Raw genomic sequence first — 17,231 nt, 5'->3', positions numbered from 1 at the left:
GGGAACACCAGTCCCAGATCTCACGCAGTCCCAGCACCAGGAGGCACCCACCGATGTCGGACCACCAGCCCTCGGCCGACGAGCGCGGCGAAGAGATCCTCTCCGTCTTCGACACCGCCTTCGGCGAGCTCCTGGCAGCCGACCCGGCCGCCTTCCGGGTCAAGTTCCGCAAGATGGCCGCCTCCGCCTTCGCCTTCTACCGGGGCACCGCCTGCCTGTTCTACAACGACCTGGAGCAGGAGCAGCACGGCGGTCCGTATCTGGACGACCGCACCGGCCGGGTGTGGATCCACGGCGACCTGCACGCGGAGAACTTCGGCACGTACATGGACGCCAACGGCCGGCTGATCTTCAACGTCAACGACTTCGACGAGGCGTACGTCGGCCCCTTCACCTGGGACCTGAAGCGGCTGTCGGCCTCGCTGGCGCTGATCGGCTACACCAAGGCGCTCAGCGACGAGCAGATCACCGACCTGGTGCGGATCTGCGCCGCCGCCTACCGCGAGCGCATCCACGACCTGGCGGCCGGCGGCGCCTCGGAGCTGCCGCCCTTCACGCTGGACACGGCGGAGGGGCCGCTGCTGGAGGCGCTGCGCGACGCCCGCTCGCGCACCCGCTTCGCGCTGCTGGACTCGATGACCGAGATCCGCGACTACGAGCGCCGCTTCGCCCCCGGTGGCGGCTCCATCGAGCTGGACGCGGCCACCCGGTACAAGGTGCTGGCCGCGTTCGACGGATATCTGGAGACGCTGCCCGAGTCGAGCCTGACGCGGCCCGACTCGTACCGCGTCAAGGACGTGGTGGGGCGGCGCGGCATCGGCATCGGGTCGGCCGGCCTGCCCTCGTACAACATCCTTCTCGAGGGCAACAGCGACGCCCTGGAGAACGATGTGGTGATCTATATGAAGCAGGCGCAGACGCCGGCGGTCTCGCGCCATATCGACGACGCCTCCGTGCGCGGGTACTTCCAGCACGAGGGCCACCGCACGGTGATCTCCCAGCGCGCGCTCCAGGACCACGCCGACCCGTGGCTGGGCTGGACGGAGCTGGACGGCTCGGGCCAGCTGGTGGCCGAGGTCTCGCCGTACGCGGTCGACCTGGACTGGTCGGACATCGACGACCCGGGCCAGATCGCGGAGGTCGTCGCCGACCTCGGCCGGGCGACGGCGACCATGCACGCGGCGGCGGACGACGAGAGCGGGCACTCCCTGGTGCCGTTCTCCACGGAGCGCGCCATCGACGCGGCCATCGCAGCCGACGAGGAGGGATTCGGCGAGCTGCTGGTCTCGTTCGCGCACAGCTATGGAGCGCGGGCGCGGGCGGACCACCAGATCTTCGTCGATCTGTTCCGCAACGGACGGATTCCAGGGCTCAAGGGCCTCTAGGCGCCCGGTTCCTTAGGAGTCCCTTACACGCTGACATGGGAGACTCGGCGGCGATGGACATCTCCGGGACGCAGCTCAGGGGGCTGCGGGCAGCGATCTTCACGGCTCTGGTCGTGACGCTGTCCGCCGCCTCCCATGTGCTGCTCTCCCAGGCGCCGCTGCCGCTGACGACGCTCGTCCTCGTCGCGGGCGCCGTGTTCGCCGTCGCGTTCGCGCTCTCGGGCCGGGAGCGGGGCTTCTGGCGGATCGCGGGGCTGCTCGTCCCGCTGGAGCTGGCCGCGGACACCGTCTTCACCACCGGCCAGCACGTCTGCTACGGCCCTTCGGGCGGTCCGGTCGCCGGATCGCTGCGCTCGGTCGGCTTCGACGTGCTGTGCGGCGGCGGCAGCACGAACGCCGGGGTGCCGCTGCCCGGCGTGCCCGCCGCGTCCGGCGGGAGCGTGTCGGCCCTGCTGAACTCGCCCGACCCCGCCCTGCCCTGGCTGCTGCTCGCCGCCCATGTGTCCCTCGGGCTGCTCGCCGCGGCCTGGCTGCGGCGCGGCGAGGCGGCGCTGGCGGGCCTGGTCCGGGCGGTGGGGGCGTTCGCGTTCCGGCCGCTGCTGATCGCGTTCGCCGTCGTGGTCGCCGGGCGCCGGGCCGTGCGCCGCGGCTCGCGGCCCGCGCTCGGCCGGCTCCGTGCCTCCCGTTCGCGCCTGTTCGTGCACTGCGTGGGACGGAGGGGACCGCCGCGCTCGGCCGCAGTCTTCGCCTGAGCCAGCAGTCCCCTCCCCGCTTTCCACGTCACACGGAGTGAACGATCATGAGTGCACGCAACAGCCAGGCCAACAAGGCGGCAGCCCGCGAGCGGCTGCGCCAGGAGCGCGAGCGCCAGGCCAAGAAGGACAAGGTCCGCCGCCAGCTCGTCGTCGTCGGCACGGTCGTCGGCGTCCTCGCCGTCGCCGGCGGCATCGGCTACGCCGTCATGCAGGCGAACAAGCCGACCCACTGGGAGTCGATGAAGAGCGAGAAGAGCATTCTCGCCCCGAAGAACACCGAGGGCGAGAACGGCACGACCGTCGTCATAGGCAAGCCGTCCGCCAAGAAGACCCTGGAGCTGTACGAGGACTCGCGCTGCCCGGTCTGCGCGACCTTCGAGCAGCAGGTCGGCGAGACGATCAAGAAGGACGTCGAGGCCGGCAAGTACAAGGTCAAGTACGTCGGCGCCACCTTCATCGACGGCGACAAGTCGATCAACGGCGAGGGCTCGAAGAACGCCCTGAGCGCGCTGGGCGCGGCGCTGAACGTCAGCCCCGAGGCATTCAGCGCGTACAAGACCGCGCTGTACTCCGCGAAGTTCCACCCGCAGGAGACCGACGACAAGTTCGCCAAGGACGCGTACCTGCTCGAGGTGGCGGACTCGGTGCCGGCGCTCAAGGGCAACGCCGAGTTCAAGAAGAACGTCGAGGACGGCGCCTTCGACGCGTGGGCGATGAAGATGACGGACGCGTTCAACAAGAGCGGGGTGTCGGCCACGCCCACGCTCAAGATGGACGGCAAGAAGATCGTCGCCGAGGGCGCCGAGACCGCGCCGATGACGGCCGAGCAGTTCAACGCCGCCATGGAGAAGGCGCTCAAGGGCTGAGCCGCCACCACCGCTGCAAACCCCCTCAGGCGGGCGCCGGACGCGTATCCGGCGCCCGCCTGAGGCGTTCGCTGGATCTCGGCCTCGCCGGGGCGCCGCCGAGGCCGGCGCGGCCGAGCCGCCGCCGGTCCCCGCGCTGAGCACGGCCCGCTGGAACGTCCTGCGGGAACGGCCTGCGGGGAACGCCTGGTTGACCGCCGTGAAGCGGTGGGAGAACTTTGGCACTCGGCTCTCGCCCATTGGCCTACCGGCCAGTAGTCTGACCGGCCGTGACCAGTCGATTTTCGTCAACTCCAAGCCGCCGCACGGTCGTCAAGGCCGCTGCCGCCACCGCTGTCGCCGCCCCCGTGCTCGCGACAGCCGCCACCGCCTCCGCCGCCACGGCGGACCAGGCTCCGGCCTTCCTCCACGGCATCGCCTCCGGCGACCCGCTGCCCGACGGCGTACTGCTGTGGACCCGTGTCACACCCGCCCCCGACGCGACGCCCGGCTCCGGCAAGGGCCCGGACACCGCAGTGCGTTGGGAAGTCGCCGAGGACAAGGGCTTCGCCCGGGTCGTCGCCCACGGGGAGACGACCGCCAGGGCCGCCGCCGACCACACCGTGAAGGTGGATGTAAGGGGCCTGCGCCCTGCGGCCGCCTATTACTTCCGCTTCACCGCGGGCACGACGCTCTCCCCGGTCGGCCGCACCCGCACCGCCCCGGCCGCCGAGGCCGCGACGCCGGGCGTCCGCTTCGGCGTCGTCTCCTGCGCCAACTGGGAGTCCGGCTACTTCTCCGCGTACCGCCATCTCGCCGCCCGCGCCGACCTCGACGCGATCCTGCACCTCGGCGACTACATCTACGAGTACGCGAGCGGCGCGTACCCCGAGGCGAAGTACGTCGTACGGCCCCACTCGCCGAAGCACGAGATCCTCACCCTCGCCGACTACCGCACCCGGCACGCCGCCTACAAGACGGACGCCGACCTCCAGGCGCTGCACGCCGCGCACCCGGTCATCGCCATCTGGGACGACCACGAGATAGCCAACGACGCCTGGTCGGGCGGCGCGGAGAACCACACCCCCGGCGCCGAGGGCGACTGGGCGGCCCGGGCCGCGGCGGCCCGCCAGGCGTACTTCGAGTGGATGCCGGTGCGCGCCTCGACCGAGGGCACCGTCTACCGCCGGCTGCGCTTCGGCAAGCTCGCCGATCTGCACCTGCTGGACCTGCGGACGTTCCGCTCCGAGCAGTCGAAGGTCGGCAACGGCGGCGTGGACGACCCGGAGCGCACGCTCACCGGCCGCGCCCAGCTCGACTGGCTCAAGGCCGGGCTCGCCGGATCCGACGCCGCCTGGAAGCTGGTCGGCACCTCGGTGATGATCTCGCCGGTGGCCTTCGGCTCGGTGCCGGCCCATCTGCTGGGGCCGATCGCGGAGTTGCTGGGGCTGCCCAAGGAGGGCATCGCCGTCAACGTCGACCAGTGGGACGGCTACACCGACGACCGCAAGGAGCTGCTGAAGCACCTGACGGACCGCGGCATCGAGAACACCGTCTTCCTCACCGGCGACATCCATATGGCCTGGGCGAACGACGTCCCGGTCAAGGCGGCGACGTACCCCTTCTCCAAGACGGCGGCGACCGAGTTCGTCGTCACGTCCGTGTCCTCGGACAATCTGGACGACATCCTCCATGTCGCCCCGGGGACGCTCTCCCTGGTCGCGGCCACGGCGGTCAAGGCCGCCAACCGCCATGTGAAGTGGGTGGACATGGACGCGCACGGCTATGGCGTCCTCGACGTCACCGCCGAGCGCTCGCAGATGGACTACTACGTCCTGTCCGACAAGAGCAAGAAGGACGCCACCTCCAAGTGGGCCCGCTCCTACCGGACCCTCTCCGGCACACAGCATGTCGAGCGGGTGGATCAGCCCGTACGCTGACCCGCATGAGCGGGGGCGCGGGCGGCGCGGACGGCAGGATCGTCGACGGGCGCTTCGAGCTGCGGGAGCGGCTCGGCAGCGGTGGCATGGGCACGGTATGGCGTGCCTGGGACACTGCCCTGCACCGTGAGGTGGCGCTCAAGGAGGTCCGGCCGCCCGACCCCGCCGTCGCGGCGGCCCGCCCGGACGCCGCGCGCACGCTGCGCGAACGCGTGCTGCGCGAGGCCAGGGCCCTGGCCAGGATCAGCCACCCGCATGTGGTGACGATCCATCACATCGTGGACGAGGGCGCGCATCCATGGATCGTCATGGAGCTGCTGCCGGGCACGACGCTCCAGGACCGGCTGGCCCAGGGCGCCCTCAGCCCGCGGGAGACGGCGAGGACCGGGCGGCAGGTGCTCTCCGCGCTGCGCGCGGCGCACGCGGCGGGCATCCAGCACCGCGATGTGAAGCCGGCCAACATCATGCTGCGCGCCGACGGGAGCGCCGTGCTCACCGACTTCGGCATCGCGGCGCTCCAGGGGTCGGCCTCGCTGACGGCGACGGGCGATCTGATCGGCTCGCCCGAGTACATCGCGCCCGAGCGGATCCGCGGGCACGACGACGACCCGGCCTCCGACTTCTGGTCGCTGGGCCTGGTGCTGTACGTGTGCGCGGAGGGCGTGAGCCCGCTGCGCCGCGCCACGACCCTGGCCACGCTGGCGGCGGTGCTGGACGACCCGGTGCCGCCGCCGGTGCGCTCGGGGCCGCTCGCGCCGGTGCTGAGCGCGCTGCTGGTACGCGATCCGGCCGCGCGGCCCGACGCGGCGCGGCTGGACGCGATGCTGGAGGAGGTGGAGGCCGGGAGGGCGGAGGCGGACGCGCCGCCCTGGTCGCGGCAGCAGACGATGACGGCGACGCGGCCGGGCAGGCCGGAGAGGCCAGAGTGGCCGGATCGGGCAGATCGGGCAGGGTGGGCAGACCGGGCACACCGCCCGGACCAGCCGGATCGGCCGGACCCCGGGGACCGGCTTCGGAGCCGTACGCCGGTCGTCGCCGCGGTCATCGGGGTGGCCCTCGCGATCACGGCGGGCGCGGCGCTGGTCCTCGCGATCGAGGGCCAGGAGGAACGGGCAGGCGGCAGCGCCGGGGGCAAGGGCAGCGGCTCCCCGAGCGTGACGGCGACAGCCAGCCCGACGGCGAAACCGACTACGACCCCTTCGCCCGCCCCGACGCCCACGCCGAGCCCTACCCAGGCGCCCACTCCCCCGCCGACGCCCACGCCCAGTCCCACGCTCACGCCCACTGCCACGCTCACGCAGTCCGGCGCCCCGGTGGACGGCTTCTGGGTCGCCCAGCTCGCCTCCGTGCCCACGTCGGCGGGCGCCGCGGCCCGGGACCGCCAGGAGCAGGCCCTGCGCGACCGGGGCCTCGCCGGCGTCCAGTACGTCGAGAGCGGCGCGTACGCCTCGCTGCGCGCGGGCTACTGGATGTTCTACGTCCCCGGCTTCGACGACGGGGCGGCGGCGGTCGCCTGGTGCCGGGCCAACGGCCTCGACACGAAGGACGAGTGCCTCGGCCGCTTCCTGAGCCACCAGGAGTCCGATCGCGGCTATCTCTGCAGCCCGGCTCCGGGCGGCGGCACGACCGGCCGCTGCACACGCCCCTGAGTGCTCCTTGAGTGCTCCCTGAGCGCCCTCGGGACCTCGGGACCTCAGAGCGTCGCGAGGAAGCCCAGCGAGGTCCGCCAGGTCAGCTCGGCCGCGGACTCGTCGTAGTCGGGCAGGTCCGGGTCGGTGTACAGGTGCCCGGCTCCCGGATAGCGGTAGATCTCCACGTCCGCGCCCGTCCGCTGCATCTGCAGGTACCAGGTGTTCAGCCAGTCCTCCTGCTCGAACGGGTCCGGGTCCGCCACATGCAGCTGCACGGGCAGATCCTCCACCGTCGTGCCCGCCGCCAGGTCGGACGTGCCGTGCAGGAGCAGCAGCCCGCGCGCCTTCTCGTCGCCCAGCGCGAGGTTCTGCGCGATCGACCCGCCGAAGGAGAAGCCCGCGTACACCAGCCCCTGCTCCGAGTGCGGCGCGGCGGCGAGGACCGCGCGGCGCAGCACCTCGTCCTTGCCGATCTTGTCTCGGAGCGCGATTCCAGCCTCGACGGTCTCGGCGGTTTGCCCGTCGAAGAGGTCGGGCACGCGCACCTCGTGCCCGGCCTCGCGCAGGCGTTCGGCCCACGCGTGGACGGCCGGGCGCAGACCGTAGACCGAATGGAAAAGCATGATGTTCATTCGGCCATCCTGCCAGTTAGCTACGGAGACATGGAGAACGTGCTGCGCCCGATCATCGTCCTCGGCGGCTCGGTCGTCCTCACCCTGCTGCTCGGGTGGGTCGTCGACCTGCTGCTCCGCCGCATCGACGACCGCCATCCCGAGACGCCCCTGTGGGGACTGCTGCGCCGCTGCCGGCTGCCGCTCCAGGTGGTCCTGCTCACCGCGCTGCTCAGAAGCAGCTACAGCCAGTCGCAATGGCAGCCGATCGAGGAGCACGAGGCCGCGATCGGCCATGTGCTGACGCTGGTCCTGATCGCCGCCGGAGCGTGGCTGGTGATCCGGATCGCCTCCGCGGCGGTGGAGTCCACCTACGCCCGCTACGCGTCCACGACCCGCGATCCGGCCCGTTTGCGCCGGGTGCGCACCCAGGTCACGCTCATCATGCGGATCGTCACGGCCGTCGTGGCGGTGGTCGCGGTCGCGGCGATGCTGCTGACCTTCCCCGGCATGGAGCGGCTCGGCGCGTCGCTGCTGGCCTCGGCGGGGATCATCGGCATCGTCGCGGGCGTCGCCGCGCAGTCGACGCTGGGCAACCTCTTCGCCGGCTTCCAGATCGCGTTCGGGGACATGGTGCGCATCGGGGACACGGTGGTCGTGGACGGGGAGTGGGGCGTGGTCGAAGAGGTGACGCTGACCTTCCTCGCCGTACGGACCTGGGACGAGCGGCGCATCACGATGCCGGTGTCGTACTTCACCGGCAAGCCGTTCGAGAACTGGTCGCGGGGAGGGGCTCAGATGACCGGAACGGTCTTCTTCCACCTCGACCACTCGACGCCGGTGGGTCTGATGCGGGCGAAGCTGCACGAGATCCTGACCGAGTGCCCTGCTTGGGACGGCCGGGACTGGAGCCTGGCGGTCACGGGGACGACCCCGAGCACCATGGAGGTGCGGGCGGTGGTCACGGCGAAGGACGCGGACGACGTCTGGACGGCCCGGTGCACGGTCCGGGAGCAGATGATCACCTGGCTGTGCGAGGAGCATCCGTACGCGCTCCCCCGCATCGCGACCTCGGCGGCGGCGTTGCCGCCCGGGCCGAAGATCCCGCTCGTGCCCGACCAGCCCGACCAGCCCGCCGAGGACCCGTCGCCGCGCACGGGCCGGGGCTGAGACCCGGCCCCGCGGCCCCCACGCCCGCGCCCCCGCCCCCGCGACGGGCGCGGGGCCGCCCGCCCCTCAGCGCATGCTGCTCGAGCGCATGCTGCGCACGTCCAGGTGCCGCAGCACCCGGTCGACCACCTCCGGGTTCACGCCCGGCTCGCTGCGGGCGGCGAGGACCTCGTGGCGGGCCGCCGACAGCATCTCGCGCTGGATCCGCTGCACCGTCCTGAGCCGTTCCACGCGCTTGGCGAACCAGTCCCTGCGCTCGTCGTCCACGATGTCCGGGCTGATCCGCGCCCCCATGTCGTACGCCGCGCGCAGCAGCCGCTCGCTCATCTCCTCGGACAGCTCCTCCACCGCCTCGATGTCCCTGAGCCGGTGCTTCGCGGCCTTGGCCGCGCGCAGCGCCAGGCTCCGCTCCAGGTCGCGCTCCGCGTCCGTGTCCGCCCGTACGCCGAGCCGGCGCACCAGCCAGGGCAGGGTGAGCCCCTGGAGGACGAGCGTCGCCAGGATGACCGCGAAGGCGATGAAGACGATCTCCTCCCGGCCGGGGAAGGGCGATCCGTCGTCCGTCTTCAGCGGGATCGCCAGCGCCAGCGCCACGGAGGCCACGCCCCGCATCCCCGCCCACCACATGACGACGGTCTCCCGCCAGGTGGTCGGGATCTCCTCGTCGTAGTCCCGTCGGCGGTGGAGCCTCTTGGCGAGCCAGGTGGCGGGCAGCAGCCACAGCAGCCGTACGACGACGACCACCCCGACGATCGTCGCGCCCCACCCGATCATCTGCGCCTCGCGGCCGTTCGCCGTGCCGAAGACGTGGTGCAGCTCCAGGCCGATGAGGCCGAAGGCGACGCCGGTCACAAGCGTGTCGACGATCTGCCAGAAGGCGTTCCCGGCCAGGCGGCCCATCACGTCGTCGGCGTCGGCGGCGTGCTCGGCGAGGAAGAGGGCGGTGGTGAGGACGGCGAGCACGCCGGAGCCCTTCAGCTCCTCCGCGAGCACATAGCTGACGAACGGCACCATCAGCGTGAGCCCGATCTGCAGCGTCGCGTCGCCGAGCATGCCCATGAGCTTGTTGGAGAGCCAGCCGAGCGCGATCCCGACCGCCAGCGCGACCACGGCCGACAGCACCAGCTCGCCCGCCGCCACCGGCCAGGAGAAGGTTCCGCTCACCGCCGCGGCGATGGCCACGTGGTAGAGCACGATCGCCGTGACGTCGTTGAAGAGGCCCTCGCCCTCCAGGATGGAGACCAGCCGCCGCGGCAGCCCGAGCGAGCCCGCGACGGCGGTCGCGGCGATGGGGTCGGGCGGCGCGACCAGCGCGCCGAGCGCGACCGCCGCGGCGATGGACAGCCCCGGCACGACGGCGGAGGCGACCGCGGCCACCGCGGCGGTCGTGACGAAGACGAGCGCGACCGCGAGCAGCAGGATGGGGCGGATGTTCGCCGTGAACTGCCGCCAGGAGGTGCGCTGCACGGAGGCGTAGAGCAGCGGCGGCAGCAACAGCGGCAGGATGAACTCCGGCGGGACCTCCACGTTCGGCACGAACGGCAGGAACGCCAGCACGAGCCCGGCCAGGGTCATCAGCACCGGCGCGGGCAGCCCCAGCCGCTGCCCCAGCGGCACGGTCACCACGGCCCCGAGCAACAGCGCGAACAGCAGGGCCAGTTGGTCCACGGGTGGGCCCTCCGGGGTGCGAGACGTCGACGACCAGAGCCCCAGCCTGCCACGCATTCCGCCCGAAACCGGAATGGTGCGTTCAGCAAGGTCCGGCGGCCCGTCCCGTGTGCCGACCGGCGCCAGTCCCGTACGCCGGAGGTGCCCGTCCCGTGTACGGGGCGCTGCCCGTCCCGTGTGCGGCCGGGGAGGTGCCCGCCTCGTGTGCCGAGCGGCGCCAGTCCCGTAGTACCGGGTACTGCCCGTCCCGTATACCGGGAGCGCCCGCCTCGCGCGCCGAACGGTCAGGCCGAGCGGTCAGGCCGAGCGGTCAGAGCGTGCGGCGCATCGCCCGGTGAGGGATGCCCGCGTCGGCGAACTCGGGGCCGTACGCCACGTACCCCAGACGCTCGTAGAAGCCCAGCGCGTGCGTCTGCGCGTGCAGGTCGACAGAGGCCAGACCGCGCTCGCGGGCCGCGTCCTCGATCGCGCGGACCAGGGCCGCGCCCACGCCCAGGCCGCGGGCGGCCGGGGTGACGGCGAGTCGCCCCAGCGAGCCGGCCGACGGCTCCCCGGGCAGCAGGCCGATCAGCAGCCGTCCCGTGCCCAGCGGCCCTTGAGGGCCGACCGCGAGGACGTGCACCGCGTCCGCGTCGTGCGCGTCGTACTCGATCTCCGCGGGCACCCGCTGCTCGACGACGAAGACCGCCCGGCGGACCGCGAAGCAGGCCTCGCGGTCGGCGCTCTCGTGAGCGACCCGCACCACGTAGGCGGCGTCCTGGGCGGCCCGGTCCTCGGCCCGCGCGCCCTGGGAGCTCACTCGCTCTCCGCCCGGATCGCGTCCAGCGCGCCCTGCAGATCGGCCGGGTACCCGCTCGCGTACTCCACCCACCGGCCGTCCGACGGGTGCTCGAAGCCCAGCCGCACCGCGTGCAGCCACTGCCGGGTCAGCCCCAGCCGCTTGGCGATCGTCGGGTCCGCGCCATAGGTCAGGTCGCCCACGCACGGGTGCCGGTGCGCCGACATGTGCACGCGGATCTGGTGGGTGCGCCCGGTCTCCAGCTTGATGTCCAGCAGCGACGCCGCCCGGAACGCCTCGATCAGGTCGTAGTGCGTCACCGACGGCTTGCCCTCCGCCGTCACCGCCCACTTGTAGTCGTGGTTCGGGTGCCGGCCGATGGGGGCGTCGATCGTGCCGCTCATCGGGTCCGGGTGCCCCTGGACCAGCGCGTGGTACCGCTTGTCCACGACCCGGTCCCGGAACTGCGCCTTGAGCAGCGTGTACGCGCGCTCCGACTTGGCGACGACCATCAGCCCGGAGGTGCCCACGTCCAGCCGGTGGACGATGCCCTGGCGCTCCGCGGCGCCCGACGTCGAGATCCGGTACCCGGCCGCGGCCAGCCCGCCGATCACGGTCGTCCCGCTCCAGCCGGGGCTGGGGTGCGCGGCCACGCCGACCGGCTTCACGATCACGACGATGTCGTCGTCGTCGTGGACGATCTCCATGCCCTCGACCGGCTCGGCCACGATCTGCACCGGCGCGGGCGCCTGGGGCATCTCGACCTCGAGCCACGCGCCGCCGTGCACCCGCTCGGACTTTCCGACGACCGAGCCGTCCACCTGCACCTTTCCGGCGGCGGCCAGCTCGGCAGCCTTCGTACGGGAGAACCCGAACATCCGGGAGATGGCGGCGTCGACGCGCTCGCCCTCCAGGCCGTCGGGTACGGGCAGGGTGCGGATCTCGGGAAGGGTACTCACCCGTCGAGTATGCCTTGTCAGTCCTTGTGGACTGTCCCGTCGGGGTCCAGGCCCTTGAAGGACAGGATCACGATCAGGAAGCCGCCGCAGACGATCGCCGAGTCGGCGAGGTTGAAGACGGCGAAGTGCGCGGGCGCGATGAAGTCCACGACCGCGCCCTCGAAGACGCCGGGCGAGCGGAAGATCCGGTCGGTGAGATTGCCGAGCGCGCCGCCCAGCAGCAGCCCCAGGGCGATGGCCCAGGGCATGCTGTAGAGCTTGCGCGCCAGCCGGGCGATCACCAGGATCACCGCCGCGGCGATCACCGTGAAGATCACGGTGAAGGCCTCGCCGATGCCGAAGGCCGCTCCGGCGTTCCGTACCGCCTCGAACTTCAGCACACCATCGATGATCTCGATCGGCTCGTGGTGCTCCAGCTTCGCCACCACGATCATCTTGCTGACGAGATCGAGCAGGTACGCCACGAGCGCGACGGCGAAGAGCACGGCGATCCTGCGCCTGCCCTTCGGCTGCTCGGCGGGCTCCGCGGCCTCTTCGGCTCCCGCTGAATCCGACGTACCGATGACGCGCTCCGCCTCTGCCACGTGAGTCCCTCAACCTAGGTGCCTGACTGTGCACGAGGGTACGGCACACACGTACGGAGGCTCAGCCCCGGCGTTCTTGCTTCTGCTTGTCCTCCACGCACAGGGTGGCCCGTGGGAACGCCTGCATACGGGCCTTTCCGATCGGGTTGCCGCAGACCTCGCAGAGTCCGTACGTCCCCGCCTCCAGCCGCTGCAGCGCACGCTCGGTCTGCTCCAGCATCTCCCGTGCGTTGGCCGCCAGGGACATCTCGTGCTCGCGCGTGATGTTCTTGGTCCCGGTGTCGGCGTCGTCGTCGCCGGCGCCGTCCCCGGAGTCCCGCATCAGCCCGGCCAGAGCCACCTCGGACGAGAGCAGCTCGGCGTTGAGCCGGCTCACCTCGCCCTCCAGCAGCCCTCGGGCCTCGGCGACCTCTTCGGGGGTCCACGGATCCTCTCCGGGCCGCACCGCCAGTTCCCCGGGCAGTGTCGCCGTACGGGTCGGCAACGCCGTGCCCTTCCCGGCCGCCGATGCCCCGCCCGCGGTCTTCTTCGCTGCCACCGTCCTGGCTCCTGTCTGCTGTGCGGCCTGGGCCGCCCCCTGGGCCGCGGCTGCGGCCTTCTTCGCAGCCTTCTTGGCGCCGGCCGCGGACTTCTTGGTAGACGCCATGGAGGCGGTGTCCGCCTGCTTCATCGCCGTGGTGTTGTTCGCGCCGCTGACGGCCGTCTGCTCGGCGGCCTCCCCGACGGGCTTGCCGGCGACCTTCTTGGCCGCCGTCTTCTTGGTCGCCGTCTTCTTGGCCACGGCCTTCTTCGCGACCGCCTTCTTGGCCGCCGTCTTCTTGGCGACCGCCTTCTTCGCGACCGCCTTCTTGACGGCCGGCTTGCCGGCGGGCTTGTCGGAGAGGGTCTTCTTGGCGCTGGCCCTCTTGACGACGGTCTCCGTGGCGACCGTCTTCTTCGCCGCGGCCTTCTTCGCCGTCTTGGCCGTGGTCTTGCGCACGGCCGGCTTCTGGGCCGCGAGCTTCTTGGTCGTGGTCTTCTTCGCCGCCGTGTTCCCGGTGGCTGCCGCGGCCTTCTGCGCGACGGTGCTCTTCTTGCCGCCGGCGTCCTTGACCGCCGCCTCAGCGGCGGTGGATCGTGCGGACGCCGTCTTCTCGGCGGTCTTCTTCGCCACCATGGCCGCGGCCCCTTCACATATTGTGATCTTGCTCGCGATTCGTGCTGGGACGATAAGACGGCCCCAGCCCCTCGGCAACGGGGCACGCCGCCGGGGCGGCCCGCCCCGGGCTGCGACACGGCGGGCCTGCATCCGTTGTGCCCAGCTCCCCGCCCGGTAATCCGCCCTCGACGTGCGGCTGGAGCCCGCGGACGTCCATATGGCCATTCGGGTCAACGCGGCCGGTCGGCGAGGCGCGGGGAAAACCGGTCGGCCGCGCCTCGTAGGGGCCCGTACACTGGGCGCAGCGAAAGGCGTGGATGGGGACGAGTAACTTCGTACGCAGCCATGAGCGACCCGGGGACGGTGAGAGCCCGGGGGCGAGCGCGAAGCGAAGGATCACCCCTGAGCCGCCGGAAGAAAGCCCGCACAGTCCGCGGGCGAGTAGAACCGGCCTCGCGACCCCAATGAGGGGGCTCACCGGCCGTCGCCGGCGGGCCAAGGAGGGTGGTACCGCGGGAGCAGCTGCTCTCGTCCCTCCGACGGAACAGACATTGTCCGTTGGAGGAGCTCGTCGATGACGCCACCGCAGTACAACCAGGTGCCCGCCCAGGTCGACCTGCCCGCGCTCGAGCACGCCGTGCTCGACTTCTGGCGCGAGAGCAAGGTCTTCGCCAAGAGCCTCGAGCAGTCTGAGGGCCGCCCCGAGTGGGTCTTCTACGAGGGCCCGCCGACCGCCAACGGCATGCCCGGCGCCCACCACATCGAGGCCCGCGTCTTCAAGGACGTCTTCCCGCGCTTCCGCACCATGCGCGGCTACCACGTGGCCCGCAAGGCCGGCTGGGACTGCCACGGCCTGCCCGTCGAGCTCGCCGTCGAGAAGGAGCTCGGCTTCTCCGGCAAGAAGGACATCGAGGCGTACGGCATCGCCGAGTTCAACGAGAAGTGCCGTGCGTCGGTGACCCGCCACACGGACGCCTTCGCCGAGCTGACGACCCGCATGGGCTACTGGACCGACCTCGACGACGCGTACCGCACGATGGACCCGTCGTACATCGAGTCGGTCTGGTGGTCGCTGAAGGAGATCCACGGCAAGGGCCTGCTGGTCCAGGACCACCGCGTCGCCCCCTGGTGCCCGCGCTGCGGCACCGGCCTGTCCGACCACGAGCTGGCGCAGGGGTACGAGACGGTCGTCGACCCGTCCGTCTTCGTCCGCTTCCCGCTGACCTCCGGCCCGCTCGCGGGCGAGGCCGCGCTGCTCGTGTGGACGACGACCCCCTGGACGCTGGTCTCCAACACGGCCGTCGCCGCCCACCCCGACGTGACGTACGTCGTGGCGGTCCGCACCGGCGAGGACGGCAGGGAGAAGCTCGTCGTCGCGCAGCCGCTGCTGGAGAAGGCGCTGGGCGAGGGCTGGGAGGCCACCGGCCAGTCCTTCACGGGCGCGGAGATGGAGCGCTGGAGCTACGAGCGCCCCTTCGAGCTGATCGAGTTCCCCGCCGAGGCGCACTACGTCGTCAACGCCGACTACGTCACCACCGAGGACGGCACGGGTCTGGTCCACCAGTCCCCCGCCTTCGGCGAGGACGACCTCAAGGTCTGCCGGGCGTACGGCCTGCCGGTGGTGAACCCGGTCCGCCCCGACGGCACCTTCGAGGAGGACGTCCCGCTGGTCGGCGGCGTCTTCTTCAAGAAGGCCGACGAACGCCTGACCGCCGACCTCCAGGAGCGCGGCCGGCTCTTCAGGCACATCCCGTACGAGCACAGCTACCCGCACTGCTGGCGCTGCCACACGGCGCTGCTCTACTACGCGCAGCCCTCGTGGTACATCCGCACCACCGCGATCAAGGACCGGCTGCTCGAGGAGAACGCGAACACCAACTGGTTCCCGGACTCCGTCAAGCAGGGCCGGTACGGCGACTGGCTGAACAACAACATCGACTGGGCGCTGTCCCGCAACCGCTACTGGGGCACCCCGCTGCCCATCTGGCGCTGCGAGGAGGACCACCTGACGGTCGTCGGCTCGCGGGCCGAGCTGACCGAGCTGACGGGCACGGACCAGTCGACGCTGGACCCGCACCGCCCCTTCATCGACGAGGTCGTCTTCGACTGCCCGCAGTGCTCGGGCACGGCGACGCGCGTGCCGGAGGTCATCGACGCCTGGTACGACTCGGGCTCGATGCCGTTCGCGCAGTGGGGCTACCCGTACAAGAACAAGGAGCTCTTCGAGAAGCGCTACCCGGCGCAGTTCATCTCGGAGGCGATCGACCAGACGCGCGGGTGGTTCTACACGCTGATGGCGGTCGGCACCCTGGTCTTCGACAAGTCGTCGTACGAGAACGTGGTCTGCCTGGGCCACATCCTCGCCGAGGACGGCCGCAAGATGTCCAAGCACCTGGGCAACATCCTCCAGCCGATCCCGCTGATGGACCAGCACGGCGCGGACGCGGTCCGCTGGTTCATGGCGGCGGGCGGCTCGCCCTGGGCGGCGCGCCGGGTGGGCCACGGCACGATCCAGGAGGTCGTGCGCAAGACCCTGCTGACGTACTGGAACACGGTGGCCTTCCAGGCGCTGTACGCCCGTACGTCCGAGTGGGCCCCGTCCACGGCCGACCCGGCCCCGGCGGACCGCACGGTCCTGGACCGCTGGCTGCTCTCGGAGCTGCACGCGCTGGTGGACCAGGTCACGCAGGCTCTGGAGGCGTACGACACCCAGCGCGCCGGAAAGCTGCTGTCGTCGTTCGTCGACGACCTGTCGAACTGGTACGTACGCCGCTCCCGGCGCCGCTTCTGGCAGGGCGACAAGGCGGCGCTGCGCACCCTCCACGACGTGATCGAGACCGTCACCCGGCTGATGGCCCCGCTCACCCCCTTCATCACCGAGCGGGTGTGGCAGGACCTGGTGGTCCCGGTGGCGCCGGAGGCCCCTGAGTCGGTCCACCTGTCCAGCTGGCCGGACGCCGACCTCTCGGCGATCGACCCCACCCTGTCGACCCAGATGGCGCTCGTACGCCGGCTGGTCGAGCTGGGCCGCGCCACGCGGGCGGAGTCCGGGGTCAAGACCCGCCAGCCGCTCTCCCGGGCGCTGGTGGCCGCGGCGGGCTTCGAGGCCCTGCCGCCGGAGCTTCAGGCGCAGATCACCGAGGAGCTGAACGTCTCCTCGCTGGCCTCCCTGTCCGAGGTCGGCGGCTCGCTGGTCGACACCACGGCGAAGGCGAACTTCCGCGCGCTGGGCAAGCGCTTCGGCAAGGGCGTCCAGGCGGTCGCCAAGGCGGTCGCGGAGGCGGACGCGGCGGCGCTGTCGCTGGCCCTGCGCAACGGCACGGCGACGGTCGAGGTCGACGGCGCGCCGGTGACGCTCTCCCCGGAGGAGGTCATCATCACGGAGACCCCGCGCGAGGGCTGGTCGGTGGCCTCCGACTCCGGCGCGACGGTCGCCCTGGACTTGGAGATCACCCCGGAGCTGCGCCTCGCGGGCCTGGCGCGCGACGCCATCCGCCTGATCCAGGAGGCCCGCAAGAACAGCGGCCTGGACGTGGCGGACCGCATCGCGGTGAGCTGGTCCTCCCCGGACGAGTCCACCGCGCAGGCGCTGACGACCCACGCGACCTTGATCGCCGACGAGGTCCTCGCCACGGCCTTCACCACAGACGCCCCGGACACCACCTTCGGCCCCCCGTTCACGGACGAGGGCCTGTCCCTGACGTTCCGCCTCCGCAAGCAGTAGCCGAGAGCACCCACACATGCGGAAGGGGCCCGGGCACCAGCCC

General features: G+C 71.8%; 13 protein-coding genes. 7 read left to right on the top strand and 6 right to left on the bottom strand.

Annotation, left to right across the window (positions count from 1 at the left end):
- Positions 1 to 53 precede the first annotated feature (53 nt).
- The 5 genes from AB0M39_RS23200 (at position 54) to AB0M39_RS23180 (ending at position 6,574) form a co-directional block, all read left to right on the top strand.
- Entirely contained in the window at positions 54 to 1,385 is a 1,332-nt protein-coding gene (locus tag AB0M39_RS23200) for a DUF2252 domain-containing protein (protein WP_365367310.1), read from the top strand.
- A gap of 53 nt (positions 1,386 to 1,438) precedes the next feature.
- Entirely contained in the window at positions 1,439 to 2,137 is a 699-nt protein-coding gene (locus AB0M39_RS23195; protein WP_365367308.1) for a hypothetical protein, read from the top strand.
- A 47-nt stretch (positions 2,138 to 2,184) separates the two neighbouring features.
- On the top strand, positions 2,185 to 3,006 hold the full coding sequence (locus AB0M39_RS23190; RefSeq protein ID WP_365367306.1) for a DsbA family protein: 822 nt from the start codon (positions 2,185 to 2,187) through the stop codon (positions 3,004 to 3,006).
- A 269-nt stretch (positions 3,007 to 3,275) separates the two neighbouring features.
- Positions 3,276 to 4,925, top strand: a complete 1,650-nt coding sequence (locus AB0M39_RS23185; RefSeq protein WP_365367304.1) for an alkaline phosphatase D family protein — start codon at positions 3,276 to 3,278, stop codon at positions 4,923 to 4,925.
- 5 nt (positions 4,926 to 4,930) lie between these two features.
- Positions 4,931 to 6,574: a serine/threonine-protein kinase gene (locus AB0M39_RS23180; RefSeq protein ID WP_365367302.1), complete on the top strand. Its 1,644-nt coding sequence runs from the start codon at positions 4,931 to 4,933 to the stop codon at positions 6,572 to 6,574.
- A 44-nt stretch (positions 6,575 to 6,618) separates the two neighbouring features.
- Here the strand turns inward: AB0M39_RS23180 and AB0M39_RS23175 are convergent, their stop codons facing one another.
- Positions 6,619 to 7,188, bottom strand: coding sequence for a dienelactone hydrolase family protein (locus AB0M39_RS23175; RefSeq protein ID WP_365367300.1), 570 nt, complete (start codon positions 7,186 to 7,188; stop codon positions 6,619 to 6,621).
- 30 nt (positions 7,189 to 7,218) lie between these two features.
- Here AB0M39_RS23175 and AB0M39_RS23170 point away from each other — a divergent pair, with 30 nt between their 5' ends.
- Positions 7,219 to 8,337 (top strand): mechanosensitive ion channel domain-containing protein, encoded by a 1,119-nt coding sequence (locus AB0M39_RS23170; protein WP_365367298.1) that lies wholly within the window; start codon positions 7,219 to 7,221, stop codon positions 8,335 to 8,337.
- 66 nt (positions 8,338 to 8,403) lie between these two features.
- On the opposite strand, the gene AB0M39_RS23165 is transcribed toward AB0M39_RS23170, so the two are convergent.
- The 5 genes from AB0M39_RS23165 to AB0M39_RS23145 form a co-directional block, all read right to left on the bottom strand.
- Positions 8,404 to 10,005 carry a Na+/H+ antiporter gene (locus AB0M39_RS23165; protein ID WP_365367296.1) on the bottom strand — a complete coding sequence of 534 codons (1,602 nt, stop codon included), beginning with the start codon at positions 10,003 to 10,005 and terminating at the stop codon, positions 8,404 to 8,406.
- 310 nt (positions 10,006 to 10,315) lie between these two features.
- A complete protein-coding gene (locus AB0M39_RS23160; protein ID WP_365367294.1) occupies positions 10,316 to 10,804 on the bottom strand; it encodes a GNAT family N-acetyltransferase in 489 nt (162 codons plus the stop codon).
- Positions 10,801 to 11,742, bottom strand: coding sequence for an RluA family pseudouridine synthase (locus tag AB0M39_RS23155; protein ID WP_365367292.1), 942 nt, complete (start codon positions 11,740 to 11,742; stop codon positions 10,801 to 10,803). The genes AB0M39_RS23160 and AB0M39_RS23155 overlap by 4 nt, the downstream gene beginning before the upstream one ends.
- A gap of 17 nt (positions 11,743 to 11,759) precedes the next feature.
- Positions 11,760 to 12,326, bottom strand: a complete 567-nt coding sequence (gene lspA / locus AB0M39_RS23150; protein ID WP_365367290.1) for a signal peptidase II — start codon at positions 12,324 to 12,326, stop codon at positions 11,760 to 11,762.
- 61 nt (positions 12,327 to 12,387) lie between these two features.
- Positions 12,388 to 13,482 (bottom strand): histone H1-like repetitive region-containing protein, encoded by a 1,095-nt coding sequence (locus AB0M39_RS23145; RefSeq protein ID WP_365367288.1) that lies wholly within the window; start codon positions 13,480 to 13,482, stop codon positions 12,388 to 12,390.
- 556 nt (positions 13,483 to 14,038) lie between these two features.
- Between AB0M39_RS23145 and ileS the strand changes: the two genes are divergently transcribed.
- Positions 14,039 to 17,188: an isoleucine--tRNA ligase gene (ileS, locus tag AB0M39_RS23140; RefSeq protein WP_365367286.1), complete on the top strand. Its 3,150-nt coding sequence runs from the start codon at positions 14,039 to 14,041 to the stop codon at positions 17,186 to 17,188.
- Positions 17,189 to 17,231 lie beyond the last annotated feature (43 nt).

It is taken from the genome of Streptomyces sp. NPDC051907, assembly GCF_040681075.1.
Taxonomy (GTDB): Bacteria; Actinomycetota; Actinomycetes; order Streptomycetales; family Streptomycetaceae; genus Streptomyces.
This window is presented reverse-complemented; position numbering and strand designations above follow the sequence as displayed.